The organism is Synechococcus sp. H55.10 (assembly GCF_047502715.1).
Classification (GTDB): Bacteria; Cyanobacteriota; Cyanobacteriia; order Thermostichales; family Thermostichaceae; genus Thermostichus.
The window spans coordinates 128,935-153,069 of the sequence record NZ_JANSJJ010000040.1 but is presented as its reverse complement, the minus strand read 5'-3'; the positions used below and the strand labels follow the sequence as shown (position 1 = coordinate 153,069).

21 protein-coding genes and 1 CRISPR repeat array are annotated in these 24,135 nt (G+C 57.6%); of the genes, 16 read left to right on the top strand and 5 right to left on the bottom strand.

All coding sequences use genetic code 11. The features are described 5' to 3' along the window. Nucleotides 1-172 precede the first annotated feature (172 nt). On the bottom strand, nt 173-1,219 hold the full coding sequence (locus tag NW858_RS03940) for a hypothetical protein (protein ID WP_414519879.1): 1,047 nt from the start codon (nt 1,217-1,219) through the stop codon (nt 173-175). A 258-nt stretch (nt 1,220-1,477) separates the two neighbouring features. Then, a complete protein-coding gene (locus tag NW858_RS03935) occupies nt 1,478-1,903 on the bottom strand; it encodes a hypothetical protein (protein WP_414519877.1) in 426 nt (141 codons plus the stop codon). A gap of 239 nt (nt 1,904-2,142) precedes the next feature. On the opposite strand from NW858_RS03935, the gene NW858_RS03930 reads away from it, so the two are divergent. Next, nucleotides 2,143-2,277: a hypothetical protein gene (locus tag NW858_RS03930; protein WP_414519875.1), complete on the top strand. Its 135-nt coding sequence runs from the start codon at nt 2,143-2,145 to the stop codon at nt 2,275-2,277. 289 nt (nt 2,278-2,566) lie between these two features. On the opposite strand, the gene tkt is transcribed toward NW858_RS03930, so the two are convergent. Next, on the bottom strand, nt 2,567-4,567 hold the full coding sequence (tkt, locus tag NW858_RS03925) for a transketolase (protein WP_414333110.1): 2,001 nt from the start codon (nt 4,565-4,567) through the stop codon (nt 2,567-2,569). Between the two features lie 174 nt (nt 4,568-4,741). On the opposite strand from tkt, the gene lipA reads away from it, so the two are divergent. From lipA to NW858_RS03910, 3 genes are all read left to right on the top strand, one after another. Beyond that, on the top strand, nt 4,742-5,632 hold the full coding sequence (gene lipA, locus NW858_RS03920; RefSeq protein WP_414519873.1) for a lipoyl synthase: 891 nt from the start codon (nt 4,742-4,744) through the stop codon (nt 5,630-5,632). Nucleotides 5,633-5,709: 77 nt separating this feature from the next. Further along, the gene (locus tag NW858_RS03915) at nt 5,710-6,594 is read left to right on the top strand and encodes a DUF389 domain-containing protein (protein WP_414519871.1); all 885 of its coding nucleotides are present in this window, start codon (nt 5,710-5,712) and stop codon (nt 6,592-6,594) included. Continuing rightward, on the top strand, nt 6,578-6,823 hold the full coding sequence (locus NW858_RS03910; RefSeq protein ID WP_414519869.1) for a hypothetical protein: 246 nt from the start codon (nt 6,578-6,580) through the stop codon (nt 6,821-6,823). The genes NW858_RS03915 and NW858_RS03910 overlap by 17 nt, the downstream gene beginning before the upstream one ends. Before the next feature lie 30 nt (nt 6,824-6,853). Here NW858_RS03910 and NW858_RS03905 read toward each other — a convergent pair whose 3' ends face one another. Both NW858_RS03905 and ppsA read right to left on the bottom strand, forming a co-directional pair. Beyond that, nucleotides 6,854-8,122: a dihydrolipoamide acetyltransferase family protein gene (locus tag NW858_RS03905; protein ID WP_414519867.1), complete on the bottom strand. Its 1,269-nt coding sequence runs from the start codon at nt 8,120-8,122 to the stop codon at nt 6,854-6,856. A gap of 69 nt (nt 8,123-8,191) precedes the next feature. Beyond that, nucleotides 8,192-10,657 (bottom strand): phosphoenolpyruvate synthase, encoded by a 2,466-nt coding sequence (gene ppsA / locus NW858_RS03900; RefSeq protein WP_414519865.1) that lies wholly within the window; start codon nt 10,655-10,657, stop codon nt 8,192-8,194. Nucleotides 10,658-10,917: 260 nt separating this feature from the next. Between ppsA and NW858_RS03895 the strand changes: the two genes are divergently transcribed. The 12 genes from NW858_RS03895 to NW858_RS03840 all read left to right on the top strand — a co-directional run bounded on the left by NW858_RS03895 (nt 10,918) and on the right by NW858_RS03840 (nt 24,122). After that, on the top strand, nt 10,918-11,907 hold the full coding sequence (locus tag NW858_RS03895; protein ID WP_414519863.1) for an RluA family pseudouridine synthase: 990 nt from the start codon (nt 10,918-10,920) through the stop codon (nt 11,905-11,907). 164 nt (nt 11,908-12,071) lie between these two features. Then, complete coding sequence (locus NW858_RS03890; RefSeq protein ID WP_414335455.1) at nt 12,072-13,058, top strand: helix-turn-helix transcriptional regulator; 987 nt, start codon at nt 12,072-12,074, stop codon at nt 13,056-13,058. After that, complete coding sequence (locus NW858_RS03885; RefSeq protein WP_414335457.1) at nt 13,055-13,891, top strand: CRISPR-associated endonuclease Cas3''; 837 nt, start codon at nt 13,055-13,057, stop codon at nt 13,889-13,891. The genes NW858_RS03890 and NW858_RS03885 overlap by 4 nt, the downstream gene beginning before the upstream one ends. A 23-nt stretch (nt 13,892-13,914) precedes the next feature. Then, a complete protein-coding gene (gene cas3, locus NW858_RS03880; protein WP_414335459.1) occupies nt 13,915-15,729 on the top strand; it encodes a CRISPR-associated helicase Cas3' in 1,815 nt (604 codons plus the stop codon). Nucleotides 15,730-15,745: 16 nt separating this feature from the next. Next, a complete protein-coding gene (gene casA / locus NW858_RS03875; RefSeq protein WP_414335461.1) occupies nt 15,746-17,332 on the top strand; it encodes a type I-E CRISPR-associated protein Cse1/CasA in 1,587 nt (528 codons plus the stop codon). Between the two features lie 11 nt (nt 17,333-17,343). Beyond that, on the top strand, nt 17,344-17,943 hold the full coding sequence (casB, locus tag NW858_RS03870) for a type I-E CRISPR-associated protein Cse2/CasB (RefSeq protein ID WP_414335462.1): 600 nt from the start codon (nt 17,344-17,346) through the stop codon (nt 17,941-17,943). Nucleotides 17,944-18,009: 66 nt separating this feature from the next. After that, nucleotides 18,010-19,161, top strand: a complete 1,152-nt coding sequence (gene cas7e / locus NW858_RS03865) for a type I-E CRISPR-associated protein Cas7/Cse4/CasC (RefSeq protein ID WP_414347088.1) — start codon at nt 18,010-18,012, stop codon at nt 19,159-19,161. Nucleotides 19,162-19,164: 3 nt separating this feature from the next. Beyond that, nucleotides 19,165-19,812, top strand: a complete 648-nt coding sequence (gene cas5e / locus NW858_RS03860) for a type I-E CRISPR-associated protein Cas5/CasD (protein ID WP_414335464.1) — start codon at nt 19,165-19,167, stop codon at nt 19,810-19,812. Next, nucleotides 19,794-20,426, top strand: coding sequence for a type I-E CRISPR-associated protein Cas6/Cse3/CasE (gene cas6e, locus NW858_RS03855; protein ID WP_414335465.1), 633 nt, complete (start codon nt 19,794-19,796; stop codon nt 20,424-20,426). Before cas5e ends, cas6e begins: the two co-directional genes overlap by 19 nt. A gap of 26 nt (nt 20,427-20,452) precedes the next feature. After that, on the top strand, nt 20,453-21,400 hold the full coding sequence (gene cas1e, locus NW858_RS03850; protein ID WP_414335466.1) for a type I-E CRISPR-associated endonuclease Cas1e: 948 nt from the start codon (nt 20,453-20,455) through the stop codon (nt 21,398-21,400). Continuing rightward, the gene (gene cas2e, locus NW858_RS03845) at nt 21,400-21,672 is read left to right on the top strand and encodes a type I-E CRISPR-associated endoribonuclease Cas2e (RefSeq protein WP_414335467.1); all 273 of its coding nucleotides are present in this window, start codon (nt 21,400-21,402) and stop codon (nt 21,670-21,672) included. Before cas1e ends, cas2e begins: the two co-directional genes overlap by 1 nt. A 19-nt stretch (nt 21,673-21,691) precedes the next feature. After that, nucleotides 21,692-22,792: a CRISPR direct-repeat array (repeat unit 29 nt; unit sequence GTTGTCCCCACACCCGTGGGGGTGAACCG). A 151-nt stretch (nt 22,793-22,943) separates the two neighbouring features. Further along, nucleotides 22,944-24,122 carry a transaldolase gene (locus tag NW858_RS03840; protein WP_414365863.1) on the top strand — a complete coding sequence of 393 codons (1,179 nt, stop codon included), beginning with the start codon at nt 22,944-22,946 and terminating at the stop codon, nt 24,120-24,122. Nucleotides 24,123-24,135 lie beyond the last annotated feature (13 nt).

Genomic DNA, 24,135 nt, shown 5'->3' with positions numbered 1-24,135 from the left:
GCCCATCTCTCTAAGGCGAGCCCAAGCGCTCCGCGCCGCTAGCGCGACCACCCCCAGCCCCTCTCCCAGAGGTGAGCCCTCACCCCCAGCCCCTCTCCCAGAGGGAGAGGGGAGCTTGGCCGCCACTGCCAGACCGGCAGGCCGACAACCTCAGTCCAATTAAGTGGACAGCCTACTGCTGGGTGAGGCGCAAGGTCACCGTCGGGCTGGTTTGGTTGCCAGAGGTGGCCGTGAGATTGATCTGATACACGGTGCCGGAGGCCGGAATGGGCGGCCGCACCGTAACGGTGAAGCGGCCTTGGGCATCGGCTTGCACGGTTTGGTTGGTCACCGTCTGTTGGGCGCTGATGATGCCCCCCAGCGAGGTCGAAGCCGTTACATTCACCCGCACGGAAGCATTGGGAGCCGTGGTGCCCTGCAGCGTAAAGGAAGAGCCGGCAACCCGATCCCCATCGCGCAAGTTGGTGATCTGGGGCAGCAGGCTGGAGGGGCTGATCGTCGCGGAAACCTCTTGGGTGGTGAGCCGCTGGACGCCCCCAGTAGCCCCCTCGATCAGGCGGGCCGGCTGCTCTGCAGTCATAAAGCGCACCTGGCCGTTGTTTTCTAAGCGAGCGATGACGATCCCCTCACGGGTAGTATCCTTCGGCTCAATCAAGGCATTGACCACATAGGTGCCGCTGGAAACTTCCTGAGCCGGCAGAGTTTGCACCTGCCGTCCGTCCTGGACAAGGTAAACGGTTACTCGGCTGGAGGGAGTGCCCTTGACAGTTACCAGCAGGATCTCGCCCGCGGCCAAGGGGCGATTGCCGGCGTTGTGATCCACCAGGTCGATAGAGGCGCGGACGGGGCTACCCACGGTGAAGCTCCAGGTAACACGGCGGGTCACCCCCTGGGTGTTGGTGAACTCCAGCAGGACTTCCCGCCGTCCCGGCGGCAAGGGCTGGGCAGGACGGTAGGTGAAGAAATCCCGGCTAATCACCGACTCAGCAGTAACATCTTTGCCGTCCAGAAAAACCCGCACCGTCTCCGGGCGCACGCTGACCCCATCTTGGCTACGAAAAGAAGCGGAGATCGGCGAGGTGGGCTCCACATTAGTGGCCGCTTGAGCCGGGTTGGGATCCGTAATTTGCTGAGCCCTTGCCGGCGGGCCCGACAACCCCACAACAGCAGCGCCGATCAGCAAGGCACGGGGAAACCAAGAATACAAGTTATCGCTCATGAGACCATCCAAAATAAGGTTAAGCTGGCCTATAGGTGAGTAGCCCAGAGGCGGAGCAAAGTCAACCTAGACCTCCTGTTTGCATCCTGTCACAGGGGTCGATTGCTGTCGATACGCCTACACCTCCGGCTGGCTCTCCCCTAGACCCAACCCCAGTGTCAGATTTAAGTAAGGTTAACTGCCATCTAACGCCTAGGGCAAGGATGAGAAAGCAGCCGCGAAAGCCCAGAGGCTACATTTTGCCCGTTCAAGCTGGCATCAATTCACGAAAATAGCGCCTGTCTCTTGTAAATCGAGACAATGGTCGCCGGACACATCGTTGACCAGGCGCACTTCTACGGTGATGACATTCAAGGGATCCACGCTCACCCGGTAGCCCACGGGGGACAACATTGGCGTGTTGATGGCCATGCAATTGGGGATGGGCAGGTTGCTCAGGCGCAAGGTTTCTCCGGCAGCCAGTTCCGATACGTTCTGGCGCGGATCGGTAAAGCCGTATTCCAGAGGCAGGCCGGTGCGATTGCGGATCACCAGCTCGGCAGGCAGGTTGGGGTTGAAGCGGGCCACCGGGCGATCGAAGACCGATTGATCCACACCCACCGGCAGGCGCGGCAGCGGCACCGTCCGAAAGGCAGGCTGAGCGACAGCACGGTGTCCACCCACCCAGACTGACAAGGCGGCCATGATCAAGCCGATTCTTTTGCTTCGTTTCGCGTACCTCATGCCTCTGCCTCAGAACGCCCCTTGGACAAAATTGGGATGTCCTTCCTCGCCTGCTTGTATTGTTCCCAAAAAGGGCTGGCCGGGCCAGAGGGTTGCTGTTTTTTCAAGGGTACGCCTCAGCAAGCCCCCCTCCGGCAGCACCCAACGACAGAGATCTCCGGGGAGAAGGTTAAATTAGAGTTAACGAGGCATCAGGAGGCATGGCTATGCCAGAAGAGCTGGAAAAACCGGAGAAAAACTACTCCTGGAAGGGCAGCGCCAACGCGGGCCGGGTACTGACGATTTTGGCCGTCGTGGGGGGAGTGGTCATTCTACTGGCGGGCTTCCTGCAGTAGGCCGAGCTGTCAGACCCAAAGTTGGCGCAAGAACATCCGCCTATCGCTGGAAGCCAACGTTTTCCCTGCTATGAAACTATGAAACAACTTTCTCGCTCCCTTCTCCCACAAGGGGAAAAGGGTTGGGGGAGCAAGTGTCTCAACCTTGCTTGAAACAACCGCAATGTTTTGCAAGTCCTGCTAACAAGTTGTCAGCCTTCGCTAGGTCTTGTCAAGTTGTGCCACCATCGGGCAGCAAAAAAGACCCAGCAGGGATCCCTGCTGGGCTCAGGCCGGAGGAGCAAAAATCCTAGCCTAGGAGCTGACGAGCGGTATTGAGCACATTCTCCACCGTAAAGCCGAACTTCTCCATGCAGACAGGGCCGGGGGCGGAGGCGCCAAAGCGGTCGATGCCGATGGCCACCCCCTCAAAGCCCAGGTACTTGTGCCAGCCAAAGGTGGATCCCGCCTCGACGGAGATGCGCTTGGTAACATTGGGGGGCAAGACGGAGTCGCGGTAGCTCTGAGGCTGGGCCTCGAACAGCTCCATGCAGGGCATGGAAACCACCCGTACCGCTCGGCCTTCCTGCTGCAGTTGAGCAGCAGCCTTCACCGCCAGCTCCAGCTCTGAGCCAGTGGCAATCAAGATAAGCTCCGGGTTGGGAGCATCCACCACCACATAGGCCCCCTTGGCTACCCCCTCAATGGAGGTGCCTTCTACGGGGTTGACCGCCTGCCGGGTAAACACCAGCACCGACGGGGTGGACATGGCCTCGAGGGCCACCTGGTAGGCTCCCACCGTCTCGCGGGCGTCCGCCGGGCGGATGACGTAGAGGTTGGGGATGGCCCGCAGAGAGGCCAGCGTCTCAATGGGCTGGTGGGTGGGGCCGTCTTCTCCCAGAGCCACTGAGTCGTGGGTCATGACGTGCAACACCCGCGCCCGCGAGAGGGCCGACAGGCGGATGGCCGGCCGCATGTAGTCGGTGAAGATCAAGAAGGTGGCGTCGTAGGGAATGAGGCCGCCGTGCAGAGCCATGCCATTGGCGATGGCTCCCATGCCGTGTTCCCGTACCCCGAAGCGGAAGTTGCGCCCGTGGTAGGAGCCGGCCTGAAACTCCGGGATCCCCTTCAAGTAGGTCATGTTGGAATGGGCCAGATCGGCGGATCCCCCCAGCAGCTCTGGCACCGCCTTGGCCAGGGCGTTGAGACAAAACTTGGAGAGGTTGCGGGTGGATTCTTTGCCAGTTTCGGCAATGGGAGCCAACGCTTCTTTCCAGCCCGCAGGCAGCTCCCCGGCCATGATGCGCTTGAACTCGGCGGCCTCTTCCGGGTAGGCCTTCTCGTAGGCGGCAAAGCGCTCGTTCCACTCCGCCTCGGCTTTGGCCCCTTTATCGATGGCCTGGCGGAAGTGGGCCAGCACCTCGTCGGGGATGTAGAACTCCGGCTCCAGCGGCCAGCCGAGGTTTTGTTTGGTGAGCTTGACCTCTTCCGGCCCCAGGGGCGCCCCGTGGACGCTCTCGCTGCCGGCTTTGTTGGGGGATCCGTAGCCGATGGTGGTCTCGACGATGATCAAAGAAGGCTTGTCGGTGACCTCCTTGGCTTTTTGGATGGCTTCGGCGATCCCCTTCAGGTCGTGGTTGCCATCCTCCACTTTTTGCACGTGCCAGCCGTAGGCCTCGTAGCGCTTGCCCACATCTTCGGTGAAGGCAATTTCCGTGCTGCCGTCGATGGAGATGTGGTTGCTGTCGTAGAGCATGATCAGCTTGCCCAGTTTGAGGTGGCCGGCCAGCGAGGCCGCTTCCGAGGCCACCCCCTCCATGTTGCAGCCATCACCCAAGATCACGTAGGTGTAGTGATCCACAATCGTGTGGCCGGGCTTGTTGAAGCGGGCCGCCAGGTGGGCCTCAGCAATCGCCAGCCCTACCGCATTGCCCACCCCCTGTCCCAGCGGGCCGGTGGTCACCTCCACGCCGGGGGTTTCAAAGTTTTCCGGGTGGCCGGGGGTTTTGGATCCCCACTGGCGAAACTGCTTGATGTCCTCCAGACTGACATCAAAGCCCGTCAGGTGCAGCAGGGCATATTGCAGCATGCAGCCGTGGCCCGCCGAGAGGACAAAGCGATCCCGATCCACCCATTTGGGGTTGCGGGGATTGAACTTCAGGAACTGCTGCCAAAGCACATAGGCCATGGGTGCTGCCCCCATCGGCAGGCCGGGGTGGCCGGAGTTGGCTTTCTGAACAGCATCCACCGCCAAAAAACGAATCGTGTTGATGGCAAGTTGTTCCAGGGAGGGAGGAGCAGCAACAACCATGTGGGATCCCTATCGCTCGACATTCGCTTTCCAGTATGCCGTGTTTTGGGTCTCGCTTCCGAACCAGTGGGGATCCATCGAGCTGGGAATTGGCCTGGGCCGGTCTCGGCCGGGCAAAATGACAGGCTAAGCTGAGAGATACGCTTGCCGCCATTTCTGGTTGGAGGGTTTTCATTGAGCGCTGTTTCTTCGCCTAGCGGTAAACCGCCCTGGCTGCGGGCCAAAGCCCCCCAACGGGCCGGGTCTGTCCAGCGACTGCTGCGGGACTTGGGCCTGAACACGGTTTGCGAAGAGGCTTCCTGTCCCAACTTAGGGGAATGCTTTGCCAACGGCACCGCCACCTTCTTGATCATGGGCCCGGCCTGTACCCGCGCCTGCCCCTACTGTGATATCGACTTCACCAAACGGCCTTTGCCCTTGGATCCCACTGAGCCGCTGCGGGTGGCAGAAGCGGTGGAACGCTTGGGGTTGCGCCACGCGGTCATCACCTCGGTGAATCGGGACGACCTGCCGGATGGCGGAGCCAGCCAGTTTGTTGCTTGCATCACGGAAATCCGCCGCCGCAGGCCCCAGACGACCATCGAGGTCTTGATCCCGGATCTGTGCGGCAACTGGCAGGCCTTGGAGCAAATTCTCGCCGCCCGCCCAACGGTGCTCAACCACAACACGGAAACCGTGCCCCGCCTCTACCGGCGGGTGCGCCCCCAGGGGAACTACGAGCGCTCCCTGCGGCTTTTGGAACTGGCGCGGCAATGGGATCCCGGCCTCTACACCAAGTCGGGGGTGATGCTGGGCTTGGGAGAAGCCGCCGCGGAGATTTTGCAGGTGATGCGGGATCTGCGCCGGGTGGGCTGCGACATCCTCACTCTTGGCCAATACCTGGCGCCCAGCCCCAAACACCTGCCGGTGGAGCGTTATGTCGCCCCCGAAGAGTTCGACCACTGGCGGCAAGTGGGGGAAGAGCTGGGCTTTTTGCAGGTGGTGTCTTCGCCTCTAACCCGCAGCTCCTACCATGCTGAAGCCGTGCAAGACCTGATGCGGCGCTTTCCCAAAGGAGGATTGTGAGCCCCGATTCTCTGCCAAGCTAGACTGCTGAAAGCCCAAGGCTGGTCTGTTCTTGACACCGCCAAGGGAACCCAATCATGGACATGAACAGGATCCGTCGTTTTACTGGCAGCAGCTCAGAAAATGGCTTGGTTCCTTTACCTCAGGGTTGGCTACAGCCCTTCCGCTGGCGGCTGCCCCTGGTCAGTGCAGAAGAGTATGCCGAGTTGGTGCTGGAGCTAATGCGGGAGTCTCGCCTCAGCCTCAACTACTTGATGTTGGTGCTTGGCTCCTGTGTCATTGCCACGTTGGGCTTGCTGGCCAATAGCCCGGCTGTGATCATTGGGGCGATGATCGTGGCTCCTTTGATGTTGCCGATTCGCGGCATGGCCATGGGGGCTTTGGACGGGAATGTAGTCTTGTTTCGGACAGGTATCCTATCTCTGACCGTGGGAACCGGAATTGGGTTGGGAGTATCTTTCCTGCTGGGGCGATGGGTAGGTCTTCCCAACTGGGGCAGCGAAATTTTGGCCCGCACTCAACCCAACCTATTGGATCTGGGAGTGGCGCTAGCGGCAGGGGGAATCGGCGCTTTTGCCAGGGTGCGCAAAGAGATCGCCGACAGTTTGGCAGGGGTGGCGATTGCTGTGGCGTTGATGCCGCCGGTGTGTGTGATTGGCTTAGGGTTGGCCCGTGGAGACTGGGAGATCAGCCTGGGGGCGGCGCTCCTCTATTCCACGAACCTGTTGGGAATTGCCTTGGCCTGTATGCTCACCTTTTTGGTGATGGGCTACGCCCCCTTTGCACAAGGCCCGTTCTGGATTGGCTTGGGTGTTTGGCCTGGTGATGCTGTTGCTAGTGCCGCTGGCAGCCAGTATGACCCAACTGCTGTATCAATCTCGGCTGGAATTGGCGCTACGAACCGCTCTGCTCAACAGAACCATTACATTCCAACGGGTAACCCTCTTGCGCAGCGAGTTTAACTGGGTAGCCGATCCGCCGGAGGTGGTGCTGTCGGTGCGAGCGGACGAGCCCGTCACACCGAGACAGGTGGCACTACTAGAAGAGTTTGTGGAAGCTGAGGTGGGTCGCCCTTTCACCCTGATTTTTCAGGTGGTACAAGACCAGGAGGTGCGCCGAGAAACGCTTGCCCCAGAGGAGCCTGAGGTGAACTCTCCAGAAACAACTTTCCCCCCCGATCAAAGGGAATAACTCTTGCCTACTAATTGGCGGATGGGCTGGTTACAGCGTCAGGGATCCCACCTTTTGTTCTAACAACTGGGCCAGATCTTGCAGGAAGGCCGCCGCGTGGGCACCGTAGATGACGCGGTGGTCGCAGGTGAGGTTAACCTGCATCTGGGAGCGGATGGCGATGGCTTTTTCCGGCGTGGCCACCACGGTGGGGCGAGCAGCACCAATGGCCAAGATGGATCCCTGGTTGGGAGGCAGGATGGCGTCGAAGCGATCCACCCCAAACATGCCCAGGTTGGAGAGGGTAAAGGTGCCGCTGTTGTACTCCTCCGGCTGCAGTTGCTTGCGCCGCGCCCGCTCCACCAGATCCTTCCAGCGGCGGGAGATCTCGTAGAGATCGATCCGGTTGGCCTGCCTGAGCACAGGGGTAATTAGGCCCCCATCTTCCATGGCCACCGCCACGGCGATGTTGATGTCGGCTTTGTAGTGGATCCCGTTTTCGGTGTAGCTGGCGTTGAGGAGGGGGTGCTTTTCGAGAGTGAGGGCCACAGCCTTGACCAAAAGGGCCGTCAGGGTTACCCCTTTGGGTTTTACCTGTTGGTAAAGCTGATCCAGGCTGTCAGTGGTGATGGTGTAGCCGACGTGGAACACCGGCACGCCCAAGCTGGCGTTCATGTTGCGCACCACCGCCGCCTGCAGGGTGCTCAGGGGAACCACTTCTCCCAGGGGCACAGAGACGGGGGGAGGAGTGACCGAGGAAGGAGCTGCCGCCGGGGCAGAGGCGGGCTGAGCTGCGGCCCGCTCCACATCTTCGGCTACGATGCGCCCACCAGGGCCGGAGCCGCGCACCGTGCGCAGGTCAACCCCCAGGCTTTCTGCCAATTTTTTCGCCCGTGGGGAAGCCAGGATGCGCTGGGATCCAGCTCCGTCGGAGCCACTTGGGGGCGTGGAGGGGGGGCTTGCTGCAGGCGCAGGGGTTGGCCGTTGAACGGTGGGGACAGAGGCCGCGCTAGGGGTAGCCGCCGGCGCAGCACCCTTAGAGATGGCCTTGGCTCTCTCCTGGGCCTCGGCCAGCTCCGCTTCGGTTTCAGCAATGAGGGCGATGGGGGCGCCCACCGGCGCCGATTCCCCGGCTGGGATGAGGATGCTGGCCAGAATGCCGCTGTGGAAGGACTCCACATCCATGTCTGCTTTGTCCGACTCCACCACCAGGATGTTTTCCCCTTTCTCCACCCGGTCGCCGGGGTTCTTCAGCCAGGCAACAATCTTGCCCGTTTCCATGGTGGAGCTGAGGGCCGGCATGGAGAGTTCGTGGATCATGGCGGGGGTGGCAACACAGCAGAGAAGATTGTAACCCAGCAGACGGGATCCCGGCGCACTCCCCTAGGCCTAGTGGGCGCCGGCAGCTTCCGCCTCGGCCACCACCAACAGGGTTTTCAGCAGGGAATCGGGGTTGAGGCTGATGGAGTCGATCCCCTGCTGCACCAGGAAGCGGGCAAAGTCAGGGTAGTCGCTGGGGGCTTGTCCACAGATGCCAATCTTGCGCCCGTGGCTTTTCACCGTCTGGATCACCTGGGCAATCATCCGCTTGACGGCCTCGTGGCGCTCGTCAAAAAGGTGGGCCACCAGGGCCGAGTCGCGGTCCAACCCCAGGGTGAGCTGGGTGAGGTCGTTGGAGCCGATGGAGAAGCCGTCGAAGATCTGGCAGAACTCGTCGGCCAGGATGACGTTGCTGGGCAGCTCGCACATGACGTACACCTGCAGGCTGTTTTCCCCCCGCACTAGGCCGTGGCGGGCCATCTCCTCCAGCACCTTGTGCCCCTCTTCGGGGGTGCGGCAGAAGGGGATCATCAAGATGACGTTGGTCAGGCCCATCTCGTCCCGCACCCGTTTCATGGCCCGGCACTCCAGCGCAAAGCCATCGCGGTAGCGGGGATCCGTGTAGCGGGAGGCGCCCCGCCAGCCGATCATCGGGTTTTCCTCGTGGGGCTCATAGCGGGATCCGCCCAGCAGGTGGGCGTATTCGTTGCTCTTGAAGTCCGACAGGCGCACAATCACCGGCTTGGGGTAGAAGGCAGCGGCGATGGTGGCCACCCCCTGGGCCAGCTTGTCTACAAAGTACTCCGGCTTGTCGGCATACTGGGCGGTGAGCTCCGCCAGGCTCGGCTCTTCCTTGACCGCCTCGTTGTAGTGGATCAAGGCCAGAGGGTGGATCTGGATGTGGTTGGCGATGATGAACTCCAGCCGCGCCAGACCCACGCCGTCGCAAGGGATCTCGCTCAGGCCAAAGGCTTTTTCCGGGTTGCCCACGTTCATCATCAGTTGGGTGCGGGGGCGGGGCAGCTCCTCTAGCGGGATCTCCGTCACCTCATAGGGCAATAGACCAGGATAGACGCGCCCTTCCTCCCCTTCGGCGCAGGAGACGGTGATGGGATCGCCGGAGCGGAGCACCTGCGTGGCGTTGCCGCAGCCAACAATGGCCGGGATCCCCAGCTCGCGGGCAATGATGGCCGCATGGCAGGTTCTGCCCCCCTGGTTAGTGACGATGGCGCTGGCCTTTTTCATGATTGGCTCCCAGTCGGGATCGGTTTTCTCCGTCACCAGCACCTCGCCGGCCTGGAACTGATCCGAGCGGCGCACATCCAAAATGACGCGGGCTGTGCCCTGGCCGATGGCCTCTCCCACCGCCCGTCCCCGCACCAGGGGGTCTGGGCGCGCCTCCGTCTGCGTAAAGCGGTAGGTCTTGAGGCGGTTGGTGGCCTTTTGGGATTGCACCGTCTCGGGGCGGGCCTGGACGATGAACAGCTCGCCCGTGATCCCGTCTTTGGCCCACTCGATGTCCATGGGGGTGAAGCGGCCCCGCAGCGCCGAGTAGTGCTCCTCGATGAGGCAGGCCCAGCGAGCCAGCTCTAGGATCTCGTCGTCCTGCAGGGCATATTGGCGGCGCAGGCTCTCGGGGACGGGTACGTTTTTGGTGGAACGGGATCCCTCCTCGTCGTAGACCAGCTTCAGGGCCTTGCTGCCCAGCTTGCGGGAGAGGATGGGGCGCAGCCCCTGCTTTAGGGTAGGTTTGAAGACCACGTATTCGTCGGGGTTGACGATGCCTTGCACCACGTTTTCCCCCAGCCCATAGGCAGCGGTGATCAGCACTGCGTCTTTAAAGCCCGTTTCTGGGTCGATGGAGAACATCACCCCCGAACAGGCCAAGTCCGAGCGCACCATCTTCTGCACCCCCACCGAGAGGGCCACCTGGAAGTGGTCAAAGCCCTTGATCTGGCGGTAGGAGATGGCCCGGTCGGTAAACAGGCTGGCAAAGCAGCGGTGGCAGGCATTCAGCACTGCCTGGATCCCGTGCACGTTGAGGTAGGTCTCCTGCTGGCCGGCAAAGCTGGCATCCGGCAGGTCTTCTGCTGTGGCGCTGGAGCGCACCGCCACATCGGTATCGGGGCCGTAGCGCTCGCACAGCTTCTGGTAGGCTTCGCTGATGGCCTGCTCCAACTCTGGGGGGAAAGGCGTCTGCAGGATCAAGGTGCGGGCGGCTTTGCCCCGCTCGCGCAGGTTCCGCACATCCTCGATATCGAGGTCCTTAAGGATCTCCCGCAGCTTCTCCTCGAGGCCGCCTGCAGCGATGAACTGGCGATAGGCATGGGCGGTGGTGGCAAACCCCAGGGGCACGCGGATTCCTTTGGGGGTCAACTGCTGCAGCATTTCCCCTAGAGAGGCGTTTTTCCCACCCACCTGGGCCACGTCCCGCAGCCCCACCTCTATGAGGGGCACAACCAAGGGTGGCTCTGAGCCAAGCTGGCGTTGAGGGGGCTGTTGAAGCTGGGATCCCAGCGCTACTCCATCCGACATGCTTTGTCTCCTTGTGCCCATCAGAGCAAGCGTGATAGTTGCAAAAAGACCTTCTCCCGCCAGGACCTGGCCTGGCTTCAAGGAGCTCTACCCCCACTAGTGTACTGAGGGTTTTCCTGGGGCTAGAATCCCGGCACAACGCCCCCAGAGACGGCTGAGATGGGGAGGAGACAAAGGCAATCTCGCCAGGATCCAGCTGAAAGAGCTGCCACAAATCTTCGCCCTTTTTTACCTAATGCAAAAGTAACCGCTCTGCCACAATGTTTTCAAAGCAGCAGTTTGCCGAAACAGGGCAAATGGAAGGCCCCAGGGATCCGGTGGCAGCAATTCGCCAGGTAAGAGTGACGGAAAAACAGCAGGGCTTGCGGCTGGATCGCGGGTTGGCGGAACAACTGCCGGAGCTGTCGCGCTCGCGCCTGCAGCAGCTCATTCGCCAGGGCCAGGTTTGGCTCAATGGGCGGCCCTGCCTGGATAAGGATCGCCCCCTGCAAGCCGGGGATGAGATTGAGGTGCGGATCCCGCCAGCCACCCCTACAACTTTGGAGCCGGAGCGGATCCTCTTAGACATTCTCTACGAAGATGAGGATCTGCTGGTCATCAACAAGCCGCGCGGTCTGGTGGTGCATCCTGCTCCTGGGCATGCCAGCGGCACGCTGGTGCATGCATTGCTGGCCCACTGTCCTCGCCTTTCCGGGATCAACGGCGAGCTGCGCCCAGGGATCGTCCATCGCCTCGACAAGGACACCACCGGCGCCCTGGTGATTGCCAAACACGATCAGGCCCACCAGCATCTGCAGGCCCAGATCCAGGCCAAGACGGCTCGGCGCATCTATCTAGGGGTGGTGTTTGGCCGGCCAGCCCAGAGCCAAGGCACGATCTCTGCCCCCATTGGCCGCCACCCGGTGGAGCGGCAGAAGATGGCGGTTTTGCCCTCTGGTCAAGGGCGAGCGGCGGTAACCCACTGGCAGGTGCTGGAGCGCCTGGGCAACTACACCCTGATGCAGTTTGAACTGGAGACCGGCCGCACCCATCAAATTCGGGTGCATGCCGCCCACCTGCGCCTGCCCATTGTCGGGGATCCCCTCTATACCCAGAGCAAAACCAGCCCCGTCAAACTCAGCGGCCAAGCTCTCCACGCCTGGAAGCTCTCCTTTGTCCACCCGCGCACCGGCCAGCCGCTGCAGTTTACTGCCCCTCTGCCGGAAGAGTTTGAGCGGCTGCTGCGGCAGTTGCGCAGCCAGGCCGGATAGGCAGCTTCTAGGGTCGCTCTCGGCCCTGTCTGGCCTGTCCAATCAGGGTTCATGCTGATCCCCGTGACCAGGAAGTTTCAACCTTCAGCAAATCTTTAGAGAAGTCGGAAGTGTTTTTGCCGGGTGAGTTGTTTAGAATGCGCTCATCCTTGCTGAGGTATGCAATGCTACGCCAGTTAGAGCGGATCCTGAAGCTGGACGTGCTGCTGCGCTCTGAGCAGCGGCAGACAGCCGCTTCGCTGGCTGAGGCTTTGGAGGTGAGCGAACGGACTGTTCGAGCAGACATCAGCTTCTTGAAGGATCGCTTTCAAGCCCCCATCAAAGTCAGCCGCGAAAAGGGATATCACTACACCGATCGGGAATGGCGCCTGCCGACGATACCCCTCACCAAGGGGGAACTGTTTGCCCTGACTTTGGGAGCGAGAATGCTGGAAGCCTACGCAGGATCGGCCTATGCCCCGCAGTTGCGCTCGGCGATTGGGCGGTTGGCGCAACGGCTTCCGGAGCAGGAGTGGCTGGATCTCCAGCAGCTAGCCGATGAGCGTCTCATCTTTCGGGCGGGGGCGGAAACCCATCTGGACTGGGAGATTTGGCAACAGTTGGAGGACGCCTGTCGGGAAAAAAGACGAGTGTGGATGCGCTATCGCACCGCCAGTCGAGGCGATCAGGTGTCGGAACGGAAGTTGGATCCCTATCTCTTGCACATCTACCGCGGCACCAATCCCTACGTGATTGGCTGGTGTCACAAAAGACAAGAGGTGCGCTGGTTCCGAGTGGACAGGATTCTGGCTCTCAAAACCTTGGCGGACACTTTTGAGATAGATCCCAACTTCGATGCTAAAGCCTATCTGGCAATGATTTTTCAGCATGAGGCGGGCGGGATCCCTCGCCAGGTGGGGATTTGGTTTGATGCCCAAACGGCACCCTTCATTCGGGAGCGGCGCTGGCATCCAACCCAAGTCATCGAAGAAAACCCAGACGGATCCCTGGTTCTGCGCATAACCGTGCAGGGGATGAATGACGTCAAGCGCTGGGTGTTGGGCTATGGCAGAGGAGCCAGAGTGCTGGAGCCCCCGGAGTTGGTGGACATGATGCGGCAAGAGATCTGCGAAATGAGTCAGCGCTACACCGACAAGGAGCCGTCGCCATGAATAAGTTTTGGGCCAAGACCGGACAGGGACAGTTGCGAGAAGATGGCCGACCTCTATACCATCCCGTCCTCTGCCACCTAGCCGATACGGCAGCCGTGGCCATCGAGATCGTGCAAACCTACCTCAGCCCCCTTGCCCGTCAGCAGCTCTCGGCAGGGTTGGGGCTGGAAGGGGATCCCTTAGCTCGCTTTTGCGGGTTCATGGCAGGCTGCCACGACCTGGGCAAGGTCAGTCCTGCCTTTCAGTTTCAAGTTGGCGAAGTGGGAAAAGCCCTGGTGGGATCCCGTCTCTACGATCTGTGGCGCAGCTATCCCAACACCGGCCAACCAACTCCTCACGGAACAGTGACCGCCGCAACCCTGCCCAGCTTTCTGGAAGAGCTGGAACTGCCAAAGAAACTGGCCCAAAAATTGTCAGCTATTGTCGGCGGTCATCATGGCTTTTTCCCGGGACTTCAGGATATTCAAAGTCTCTCCCCCGACGATGTCGGTCGAGGGGAGTGGATCCCATTTCGTCGAGAGATTTTCCAGCAACTACAAAGTTTTGTTGGGCTGAAAAGAGAAGGGATCCCCACCCGCTGCGACAATGCCGCCGCCATGATCTTGGCCGGCCTGACAACCGTTGCGGACTGGATTGCCTCGAATGCGGAGAGTTTTCCCTACGCCAACGACGAGCCCTTTGAGACCTACGCTCAGGGGATACCTGAAAAAGCCCGGCAAGCCCTGAAGGTCCAAGGCTGGGTTGCGCCCCCACAGGCAGCCCTCTTACTTTTGAGGCTCTCTTTGACTTCATCAGCGAACCGCGACCGCTGCAATCGGCAGCCATTGCCCTGAAGGACAGGCTGGCTCCACCCTGCTTGGTCATTGTCGAGGCCGCCATGGGGGAGGGCAAAACCGAGGCGGCGCTCTACCTGGCCGACCACCTGCAGCACCAAAGCGGAGCCGGCGGCTTCTACATCGGCTTGCCTACCCAGGCAACCAGCAACGCCATGTTCGAGCGCGTCAAGTCATTTTTGCAAAAGCGCTATCCCGATACCATCGTGAACCTAACCCTCAGCCATGGGGCAGCAGCTCTCAAAGAAGATTACCTAGAGACTGTCTGCCGCCTAGATCAGGTTTACGACCAGGAGGGCAAGGGGGTTTTTGCCAGCGAGTGGCACACTGCCCGCAAGCGAACGCTGCTCAGTCCCTACGGGGTGGGCACCCTTGATCAAGCCCTAATGGGTGCAGTACGGGCTCGCCACCAGTTTGTCCGGCTGTTTGGTCTGGCAGGCCGCACCATCATCCTGGACGAGATCCACGCCTACGACCTCTACACCAGCACTCTGCTAGAGCGGTTCCTGGAATGGGCAGCCGTTTTGGGATCCCCCGTGATCGCCCTCTCGGCCACCCTGCCCGCCGGTACCCGCCAGCGATTGCTGGCTGCCTATGCCAGGGGCTGTGGACAGCCCCCGCCCGAACTGCCTGCCGCCCCTTACCCTCGCATCACTGCTTTAGCTTCTGGAGCCGCCCTAGCTCAGCCTTTTGCTCCTTCCGAGCACGTGCGCCGTCAACTAGGGATCCGCTGGGTTCAGGATGACCAATGGCCCGCAGAACTCCGGCAAGTGCTTTCCAAAGGGGGTGGGTGCGTTGCTGTTATCTGCTCAACGGTTGATCGCGCCCAGCAAGTGTTTAAGCATCTCCAAAATGATTTTCCGCCGGAAGAATTGGGTTTATTTCACGGGCGCTTTTTGTTCAAAGATCGAGAGCAGATTGAGAAAGAATGCTTAGAGAAATTTGGCAAAAAAGGACATCGACGTCCCTCTCACTTTGTTTTGATAGCAACTCAGGTCATTGAGCAAAGCCTAGATGTTGACTTTGACTTAATGATTAGCGACCTAGCTCCCATTGATCTTCTTCTACAACGCTCTGGGCGACTCCACCGCCATCGGTGGGATAAGCGACCACCTGAGCTGTCTGCTCCCTACTTGTGGATAGTGAAACCAGAGCTGGACGCTGAGGGCAGAGGTAATTTTCGGGAGAGTAGCTCTATCTACGATCAGCACATTCTCCTACGCAGTTGGTTGACTCTGAGACAGCGCCAAAACGTGCAACTACCTGAAGAAATTGACGACTTAATTGAATCAGTATATGACCTGGAGAGACCTACCCCCGAAAACTTAGAGCCAGTTCATTCCAAAGATTGGAACGACTCTTTGGAAAAGTACAAAGTTGAAGAAGAGGATGCTAAAAGATCTCGAGCTAATGAAGTAAAGATCCCACTGCCACATGCTGATGTGAGGCCCGAACAGTTTACCTACCTAAAAAAAGAGGATGACGAAAGCACTATCGCTGCCGTTACCAGACTTGGGCAGCCTTCAGTAGTAACAATTTTCTTGCAACAAGGGAAGAGCAGTTTAGTCTTTCCCGGCTCTCACGATCCAGTGGATCTAGAAACTGAGCCCAGCTTGCCGATGATTCGTAAGTTACTGGCCCACAGTGTTCGCATTGCTTCCCGCCAGGAGCTTGTAAAGGAGCTGCTGAGGCGGGAGAACCCCAAAACTTGGACATCTGCTCTGCTGCGTAACTGTCGCTACGTTGTCTTGAACGCCGAAGGGTGGGCCCAGATTGGCAACTGGCGGCTACGGTTGGATCCTAACTTAGGGATCGTGATCGAGAAGGTTGACAGCTAACGTTGGGGAGGAGCTCATGGAGAGCCAATCCTTTAATCTCACCAGAGAAAAGTGGATCCCTGTACTCGATCCCGATTTTCGGATCCAAGAGTTGTCTTTAGTTGAGTTGTTTAGAGAGTGGGAAAGCCTAAAAGAGATTCGAGGAGATAATCCGCCTACCACTTTAGCCCTCTACCGTTTTCTACTGGCAATTATGCACCGAGCCTATCTTGGGCCGACAGATACAGATCACTGGAAGGAAATCTTTCAAGACAATGGAAAGAGAGTTGTTGAGTACTTGCAGGGTAGTCAAAATTGTTTTGACCTATTCCATCCCACTCACCCCTTCATGCAGGATCCAGCTTTACCTATAGAAAGAGCCGTGCCTGTCTACGCCATCCATACCATGAGCACCTCTGAAGTATTCTCTCATGAACACGAATGGAGCGGCTACAGCATCTCCTTGCCGGAAGCTGCTCGACTATTGGTGCGTCTACAGGGAGTCGATATCACTAGCCTAAGGGCATTTTATGTCGGGCAAGACAGTGGCAATCGCTCTGCTGTAAACACTCCGACTATGAATGTTGCCAATGTCCTTTTAAAAGGAAGAACCTTAAAAGAGACGCTGATGCTGAACTTGATGCAGTATAGCCCAGAGAATGAGATACCGAGTGTGGTAGCTGGAGAAGATGTACCCACCTGGGAAACCGAAGTTGGCTACACTGGCCAACCGAAAAAAGAAATCCCTGCGGGATACATCCACTACTTAACCTTTCCCTGGCGGCGGCTGCGGCTGTTTTCAGAAGCTGGGCGAGTGCAGCAATTGGCTATCACTATGGGCAACTCCCTACCCGAGGGTGTAGAGGCCCGGCAGTGGGAATGTAGCGTTGCCTATAAAGAAGGTAAACCAGTGCGTCTATCTTTACACAGACAGTTGTGGCGGGATGCGGACAGTTTTCTCTTGACGGCTGGCAAGCAAACCCGTCCTCGGATTGTGGACTGGCTAGCTGAGCTCAAGTCAGAAGAATTGGTCAATAATTTGGTTGTATTTGAAGTGTTGGGTATGAGCGCTGACCAGGCTAAACCTTTAGGATGGAGTTCGGCTCGATTTTCAGTTCCAATACAGTTTGTTACAGATTTGGAGTTGGCGCAGAGCTTAAAAAGCGCTATTGGAATTGCCGAGAACCATCAACAAATCTTTCGATCTTTTAAAGGCAGCCCCTACTTTTCTCTGGCAGAGGTTCTCAAAAACGAAGAGACTGAGAATCTATCCAAGAAGCTATCCAAAGCTTTAGATGGAGAGTCTCGCTACTGGACAATTCTAGACCAAGCTTTCTCAAGGCTACTTCATGATTTACCCCAAGATAACCAAACTGGAGCTGATGGCATTACCCGCTATGGACTTACCACTCTACCTGCCTGGATTAAGACTGTACAAGATGCCGCTCGGAGAGCCTTCACCGAATCCATTGAGTCTATTCGCAATCATCAGGCCAGAGCAGCTGCCTTGCGCACACTGGAGTGGAAACTAGCAGAGCTTCGCGCCGACCCAAGGGAAAAGAAAGCTCAAAAACAAAAAACAGCTAAGAAAAAGCAGAAGAAGGAGCAAGCCGTTGTCCAATAGGAGTCTAAGTTATGGCTACAACTCAAATCTCTTCTCATAATCGACTAGAACGAGCAAAAAAGTTCTTACAGGAAATTAAGGATCGCCTTAAAAACGACACCGGCGCCAAAGTTGCCTTCAAGCGGGCACTTTCCGGCAAGCACCACCACTTACGAAAAATTTACCCCTTTGTACTGCCCTATTTGCAAGGGATCCCCGAACAAGAACAGGATATCTGGATCTTTGTGGCGTGTCTCTCTGTTTACCATGATCAAGATGCAGAACCGGATGCCGGTAACTTTGCGAAAAGCTGTCGGGAACTGCAAGACAGCACTGAATCTAAAGGCCCAGAACGAAGGTTTAGAGCTCTTCTGGAGACCGATCTTGACTATATCGAATATCCAATCACAGCTCTAGTGCGACAGATGAAGAGCAAAAAGGAGAGGAGGATTTCTGTTTACTACCCACGTTTGATCGTTGACCTTTGCTTATGGAACCACCCCGATCAAGTTGTTCAAGATAAATGGGCTAGAACTTTTTGGCAATCACCTTCTTCTGGATCTGCAAGGTCAGAAGAAACTGATAATGTAAGTTTCGAGGTCTCCGATGACTTCAAAGAGGATGTAGGCTGAGAGGCACTTGCCTCTGTTTAAGCTAGCAGACTTGTTCCGACACCATACCTTAGAGGAGAAATAGCCATGCGAATGGAAATTCATTTGATTCAAAGTTTCCCTCCTGCCAACCTAAACCGCGATGAAAATGGCATGCCCAAATCTACGATATTCGGCGGTCGTCCGCGAGCGCGAATCTCTAGCCAGTGCCAGAAGCGGGCAGCGCGAAAATACTATTACCAATATGCCAAGCTAGACCCGGCTCACTTTGCCGATCGCTCTCGTAACTGGATCCCTGAGTTGAAATCTAAGCTTGTGAAGGCAGGGATCCCTGATGAGCAAGCTGAGCTGGTTGCTCGGCTGGCCTTAGAGGAAGGGCTTAAGCTCAAGTTTAATGATAAGAACGAAGCCACCACTATTATATTTTTGGGTAAGACAGAACTTGATGCAATTGCCGAAATCCTAATCAAAAACTGGTCTGCCATCGAATCCAGCTTACGAGAGGAAAAGCCTAAGCTTCCCCAAAAGGATCCCAACATAGCCAAGGCGATCGAGAAAGCTTTGGTTGATACAGGAAAACCGGGTGATGTGGCTTTGTTCGGTCGGATGATGGCCTCGCTACCCACAGTCAATGTCGATGCTGCCGTTCAAGTGGCCCATGCAACTAGTATTAATGTCCTGCAACAAGAATTCGACTTCTTCACAGCCGTAGACGACCTGGGCAGTAGTGAGGACACCGGAGCCGACCACATGGGCGAGACGGGGTACAACAGCTCTACCTACTACCGCTTTGCTGTTCTCGATAAGGAGCAGTTGGTTGAAAATCTAGGTGGAACTGAACATCTAGGATCCATTATCAAGGCTTTTGCTACGGCTTTCATTCATGCTGTGCCCAGCGGACATCAAAACGGATTTGCCGCCCACACTCGGCCAGCATTGGTGATGGTGGTAGTTCGAGAAGGGCAGCCTATTTCCTTGGTGGATGCCTTTGAAAACCCGGTTGCTCCTAGTGGAGGATTTAGCCTACTGGAAAATGCCGTTAAAGCTTTAGATGAGTATTGGGGATCACTTATCAAGATGTATGGAGAAGCTGATGTGCAGTATAAGGGCGTTGTTGCCCTTGATAGGCTAGCCGAGAGACTTAACGTACTCAAATCTAGCAAGAAAGATTCTGTAGAAGAGCTCTTAAATAGTGCTCTCAAAGCTCTTGGCGTGGCCAACAACGGCAAAGGAGCTTAGATCATGACTACGCTTCTCATGCGATTGCGGGCCCCGATGATGAGCTGGGGCGACCACAGCCAGTTTGATTATCGCGATAGCCGTCGTGAGCCTACAAAGTCGGCTGTCATCGGGATCCTCTGCGCGGCACTGGGTCGCCCTCGTTGGGAACCTGTTGATGATCTAGCTGCCCTCAGAATGGGGGTGCGAGTGAATAAGGAAGGGATCCTTCGCAAAGACTTCCACACAGTGCAAAACAATATGCACGATAGGCGTAAAGCGGAAACGACGCTTAGTGAGCGCTACTACGTAGCGGATGGGGATTACCTGGTGGGATTGGAAGGGGATTTTAATTTGCTGAGAATCTTGGATCAAGCTTTGCAAAAACCTCACTGGCAAGTGTTTCTAGGACGGAAGAGTTTTATTCCCAGCCGCCCTTTGCGATTGGGGCTTGTGGAGCAGCCCTTGCTGGAAGCTTTGCGTCAGCACCCTTACGAGTGTTCTAGACGCGAGCAGTGTCCCTCTCAACTTCGCTTTGTTTTGGAGGTTCCTGAGAGCTTAGATGTGCGCCAAGATGTGCCTTTGAGCTGGCAGCCACGGCGTTTCGGTTGCCGGGCTGTGAAGACAGAATACTATAAACTCCCGGAGGTGATATGTATCTTTCCCGGCTGATCCTCAACGAGCGACAGATTTTGGTGCAGCGAGAGCTCAGTAATGCTCACGCTTTGCACCAGCGAATTATGCATGGTTTTCCCGATCAACCCACCAAAACCCCTCGCTCCGATTGGCATATTCTTTACCGTCAAGAACCCGATGGCTGCACTCTCCTGGTACAATCAGCCATTCAACCAGATTGGTCTCGCTTGCCCCAGGGTTATGTCCAAAGGGATCCGGAAGTCAAAATCTTTGACCTAAAGCCAGAAGTTCTAAGTAAGGGAAGATGCTTTCAGTTTCGACTTCGAGCAAATCCCAGCAAGCGAGATAGGAAGACCCACAAGATTATTGGCTTTTTTCGCTCTGAGGATCAACTGGAATGGCTCCGCCGCCAGGGCCAGCAGCATGGGTTTGAGGTGTTGGCTGCAGAAGGGATCCCATCGCCGCAAATATTTGGGATCAAAAAGGGGCTCTCCGGGCCAGTTCGTATCCACACCGTTTTGTTCCAGGGCATATTGCGGGTAACTGATGCTGAAGCTTTGGTCAAAGCAGTGCAACAAGGAATTGGGCGAGGGCGCTCCTACGGCTGCGGACTCCTATCACTTAGCAAGATCAGCTACTTTCCCTATTAGTTTTGCCTTCTAAAGGAGAGTATCTTATGAGCACAAAGACAACTGCGAAAAGTTTACGTTCTATCCCAAAGGTTCGAGATAGCATAAGCTTCGTCTATGTGGAACGGTGCCGAATTGAGCAAGATGCTAAAGCTGTTGCCGTTTTGCAAGAAGATGGCAGATATATAATCCCTTGTGCCAGCTTGACAACTTTAATGCTAGGCCCCGGAACGGCAATTACTCACGCTGCTATTAAGAACTTGGCCGATGGCCTCTGCTCAGTCCAGTGGGTTGGCGAAGATGGGCTACGCTTCTATGCCAGCGGATCCCATCCTTCTAGCAGCGTGGAAAGGCTTTATCACCAGGCCAAACTCTGGGCAGATCCCGTCCAGCATATGGAAGTGGTTCGGCGTATGTATTCCTTTCGCTTTCCCGAACCTTTAAAAGAAGGGCTAACCCTTGAGCAGATTCGTGGCCTAGAGGGAGTGCGAGTGCGAACTGTTTACAATCGCCTGAGCAAGGAAACAGGGGTAAAGTGGAAAGGACGCTCCTATAAGCTCAAGGAATGGGAATGTGCTGATCCCGTTAATCGAGCTCTTTCTGTTGCCAATACTTGCCTCTACTCTGTTTGCCAGGCAGCGCTCAATGCCGTAGGCTATTCAACTGCGCTGGGATTTATTCACATAGGCAAGCCCTTATCTTTTGTTTATGATGTTGCCGATCTCTACAAAACAGAGATCACTATTCCTGCTGCCTTCAAGGCTGCCGCTGAATTGATGCCAAACTTTGAGTCGAGAACCAGGCAACTGTGTCGAGAAAAGTTTGTAGAGCATCGGTTGATGCAGAGAATCATAGACGATGTTGACGCCATCCTCGGCTTCAGAGCTACTCAGGACGAGTCTAGCCCTTTGGGTGCTCTTTGGGATAACGAGAAGGGAGCTGTTGAGGGGGGAGTGAGCTACGGAGAAGATCTAGATGAGGCAACGCCGGACTAATGGTGGTTTTCATCTTGGAGAATGTCCCAGCAAGTTTGAGGGGAGACCTAAGCCGCTGGCTGTTTGAGATCAAGGCGGGGGTCTTTGTCGGTCGCGTCTCGGCTCTGGTTCGAGAAGAACTGTGGGCGCGGGTGACCAGCAAAATCGGCGACGGCTCTGCACTGATGGTCTATTCCATCAACTCAGAGCAGGGATTCTGGGCCAGAAGCATCGGGGATCCCTCGCGGCAGCTAGTAGACATAGAAGGGGTGCTGCTGGTCAAAACCTACTAAAATCGGCAAAAATCGAAGTGTTGTCCCCACACCCGTGGGGGTGAACCGAGCGCGACGGTTCACGTGGTCAGACCGATTGGCAGTTGTCCCCACACCCGTGGGGGTGAACCAATCCCCCCACCTTGACCGCCCCTGGATAGGCAAGTTGTCCCCACACCCGTGGGGGTGAACCAAGGTTTCCGGGTGGTGTTCCCTGCATCTCTCTCTCCGTTGTCCCCACACCCGTGGGGGTGAACCGTAAGGTAGACACCAACCACCAGGCCCCCGCCCCGTTGTCCCCACACCCGTGGGGGTGAACCGGACGTAGAGCTACTCCTGCGGGGGTGGCTCTGCAAGTTGTCCCCACACCCGTGGGGGTGAACCGTTGGCAAACGTCACCTGGGCCGGCGACACCATCCGTTGTCCCCACACCCGTGGGGGTGAACCGCGCCCGTTGCGACGCAAAACACAGCGCTGGGCAGTTGTCCCCACACCCGTGGGGGTGAACCGCTAGGCAGGGAGAGGGAGAGGACAGAGGGAAGACAGTTGTCCCCACACCCGTGGGGGTGAACCGTTACCCTGCGCCGGGCCCAGGCCGATACCGACGCCGTTGTCCCCACACCCGTGGGGGTGAACCGATTCTGTGGCCAGTGCCTCACTGTCCATCAACCCGTTGTCCCCACACCCGTGGGGGTGAACCGTAAGGTTGCATGGCGCACCTCAATCACTACATCCGTTGTCCCCACACCCGTGGGGGTGAACCGACTGTGCCACCACGCCCCGACACACCCAAACCCGTTGTCCCCACACCCGTGGGGGTGAACCGAGCGGGGGCCAGCCCCTGAGCCCGCGCCAGTCCGTTGTCCCCACACCCGTGGGGGTGAACCAGAAGAGAGCCTTGGCTAGCCTGACTAGCCAAAAGGTTGTCCCCACACCCGTGGGGGTGAACCGAAGACTGGGCTGCCGGACGGTAACCCCACACACACCGTTGTCCCCACACCCGTGGGGGTGAACCGCCCTAGTTGCGTGCCGTAGCGGGCCTGTTCCTGGTTGTCCCCACACCCGTGGGGGTGAACCGACCTCTGGGCCCACTGGTCTGCGGACCAATAACCGTTGTCCCCACACCCGTGGGGGTGAACCGAACCGGCGCCACCAGTCCAGGAGCGGGCGCCGCGTTGTCCCCACACCGGTGGGGCAGACAATTAAGACAATCTCACATCTACCGGGATCCCTTGCCTGGGTGGGCGACACTAGGACTGGGTCGCAGAAGCGCGATAGCTAAGGAGGGGAGTATGAGCAAGAGCCTGCTGGAGCAGTTGCGAGAGATGACCGTCGTGGTGGCCGACACGGGGGATATCAACGCCATTGAGACCTTTAAGCCGCAGGATGCCACCACCAATCCCTCTTTGATCACAGCAGCCGCCCAAATGCCCCAGTACCAGGGCATTGTCGATGAGACCTTGCTCAAGGCCCGCCAAGAACTGGGATCTAAAGCCGACACCAAAACCGTAGTGGCCCACGCCATCGATGAATTGGCGGTAGCCTTTGGCGTGCGCATTCTCTCCATCATCCCCGGTCGGGTTTCGACCGAGGTAGATGCCCGCCTCTCCTACGACACCGAGGCTACCGTAGCCAAGGCCCGCTACCTCATCGAGCTCTACAAGGCGGCAGGGGCGGATCCCAAGCGGGTGTTGATTAAAATTGCTTCGACCTGGGAAGGGATCCGCGCCGCCGAGATCTTAGAAAAAGAAGGGATCCACTGCAACCTGACTCTGATGTTTGGCCTGCACCAGGCCATTGCCTGTGCGGAAGCAGGGGTAACCCTCATCTCGCCCTTTGTGGGCCGCATCTTGGATTGGTACAAAAAACACACAGGCCGGGAGAGCTATCCCCCTGCTGAAGATCCGGGCGTGCAGTCGGTAACCCAGATCTACAACTATCTGCGCAAATACGATTACCCGACGGAAGTGATGGGCGCCAGCTTCCGCAACATTGGGGAAATCATCGAGCTGGCCGGCTGCGATCTGCTTACCATCTCGCCAGTTCTCTTGGCGGAGCTGCAAAACACCGAAGGCCACCTGGAGCGCAAACTGGATCCGGAAAAAGCTAAGAAAATGGACATCCCGCGTCTGGTGATGGATCGAGCCACCTTCGACCAGATGCACCGGGAAAACCGCATGGCTTCAGAAAAGCTGGAAGAAGGGATCCAGGGCTTCTCCAAGGCGCTGGAGGTGCTGGAAAGGCTGCTCACCGAGCGGCTGCAGAAGCTGGAGGGCGCCAAGGAAACGATTACCCACGCCGCCCAGGATGTCTTCCGCATCTACGACCTGGATGGAGATGGCTTCATTACCCGCGAGGAGTGGATGGGGGCGGATCGCGTCTTCGATGCCCTCGACACCAACCAAGATGGCAAAATTACCCCCGAAGAAATGCTGGTCGGCCTAGGGGCAGCCGTCTACTTGAGGAATTAGCCAGCCAGCTCTA

What these genes read in the sequence shown, in the direction of transcription:
- cas5e (WP_414335464.1), top strand. Translation starts at nt 19,165, where the DNA reads ATGACTACGCTTCTCATGCGATTGCGGGCCCCGATGATGAGCTGGGGC.
- casB (WP_414335462.1), top strand. Translation starts at nt 17,344, where the DNA reads ATGGCTACAACTCAAATCTCTTCTCATAATCGACTAGAACGAGCAAAA.
- NW858_RS03930 (WP_414519875.1), top strand. Translation starts at nt 2,143, where the DNA reads ATGGCTATGCCAGAAGAGCTGGAAAAACCGGAGAAAAACTACTCCTGG.
- ppsA (WP_414519865.1), bottom strand. Translation starts at nt 10,657, where the DNA reads ATGTCGGATGGAGTAGCGCTGGGATCCCAGCTTCAACAGCCCCCTCAA.
- tkt (WP_414333110.1), bottom strand. Translation starts at nt 4,567, where the DNA reads ATGGTTGTTGCTGCTCCTCCCTCCCTGGAACAACTTGCCATCAACACG.
- cas1e (WP_414335466.1), top strand. Translation starts at nt 20,453, where the DNA reads ATGAGCACAAAGACAACTGCGAAAAGTTTACGTTCTATCCCAAAGGTT.
- NW858_RS03915 (WP_414519871.1), top strand. Translation starts at nt 5,710, where the DNA reads ATGGACATGAACAGGATCCGTCGTTTTACTGGCAGCAGCTCAGAAAAT.
- NW858_RS03840 (WP_414365863.1), top strand. Translation starts at nt 22,944, where the DNA reads ATGAGCAAGAGCCTGCTGGAGCAGTTGCGAGAGATGACCGTCGTGGTG.
- NW858_RS03885 (WP_414335457.1), top strand. Translation starts at nt 13,055, where the DNA reads ATGAATAAGTTTTGGGCCAAGACCGGACAGGGACAGTTGCGAGAAGAT.
- NW858_RS03890 (WP_414335455.1), top strand. Translation starts at nt 12,072, where the DNA reads ATGCTACGCCAGTTAGAGCGGATCCTGAAGCTGGACGTGCTGCTGCGC.
- NW858_RS03895 (WP_414519863.1), top strand. Translation starts at nt 10,918, where the DNA reads ATGTTTTCAAAGCAGCAGTTTGCCGAAACAGGGCAAATGGAAGGCCCC.
- NW858_RS03940 (WP_414519879.1), bottom strand. Translation starts at nt 1,219, where the DNA reads ATGAGCGATAACTTGTATTCTTGGTTTCCCCGTGCCTTGCTGATCGGC.
- NW858_RS03905 (WP_414519867.1), bottom strand. Translation starts at nt 8,122, where the DNA reads ATGATCCACGAACTCTCCATGCCGGCCCTCAGCTCCACCATGGAAACG.
- cas7e (WP_414347088.1), top strand. Translation starts at nt 18,010, where the DNA reads ATGCGAATGGAAATTCATTTGATTCAAAGTTTCCCTCCTGCCAACCTA.
- cas6e (WP_414335465.1), top strand. Translation starts at nt 19,794, where the DNA reads ATGTATCTTTCCCGGCTGATCCTCAACGAGCGACAGATTTTGGTGCAG.
- casA (WP_414335461.1), top strand. Translation starts at nt 15,746, where the DNA reads ATGGAGAGCCAATCCTTTAATCTCACCAGAGAAAAGTGGATCCCTGTA.
- NW858_RS03935 (WP_414519877.1), bottom strand. Translation starts at nt 1,903, where the DNA reads ATGGCCGCCTTGTCAGTCTGGGTGGGTGGACACCGTGCTGTCGCTCAG.
- cas2e (WP_414335467.1), top strand. Translation starts at nt 21,400, where the DNA reads ATGGTGGTTTTCATCTTGGAGAATGTCCCAGCAAGTTTGAGGGGAGAC.